A 567-nucleotide genomic window follows, 5' to 3' on the forward strand; every position below is an offset into this window, starting at 1 on the left:
CGTCACCACCTACGTCGTCCCCATCGAGGACCTCGACCGCAACTCCGTGTGGGTGAGCCACGTCCAGAGCATGACTCCGCGGTTCGACGTCGCGTACTCGAACAACCCCCTCGTAGTCCGCCTGTTCGAGGAGGCCGGCGTCGAGGTGCGCCAGTCACCGATGTTCCGCCGCGACGTGTTGGAGGGGACGGAACTCCGCGAGCGGATGATCCGCGGCCGCGACTGGGAGGACCTCGTCCCGGACGCCGTCGTCGACGTGATCCGCGAGGTCGACGGCGTCGAGCGCATCCGCCGGATCGCCGAGACCGACTCACTGGGCGACGAGCCCTCGGACGAGTAGGGCGGGGAGTACGAGCGGAGCGAGGGCCGTCGGTCGCGAATCGTCGAGCGTGTACCGGCGGCGAACAGCTTCGATGGCCTCGCTCTCTCGTAATGGATACCCGTCAATCTGCGGTGACCGTCTCCGAAGCCCCGGCTGCCCTCTTCGAGTCCCGCCCCGCACCGCGACCGCACAGCACCGCCCTCACGCCTCCCCAGCCTCGCGGTTCGCGCTCTGCGAGCGCTCAC

At 69.1% G+C, this 567-nt stretch carries 1 protein-coding gene; it reads left to right on the forward strand.

Going from position 1 to position 567, the window contains the following annotated elements; genetic code table 11:
* Positions 1-340 (forward strand): nicotinamide-nucleotide adenylyltransferase (locus EXE44_RS17840; protein WP_137718038.1); only part of this gene is annotated, 340 nt, incomplete at its 5' end.
* Between the last annotated feature and the right edge of the window lie 227 nt (positions 341-567).

The organism is Halorubrum sp. SS7 (assembly GCF_005435055.1).
GTDB lineage: Archaea > Halobacteriota > Halobacteria > Halobacteriales > Haloferacaceae > Halorubrum > Halorubrum salinarum.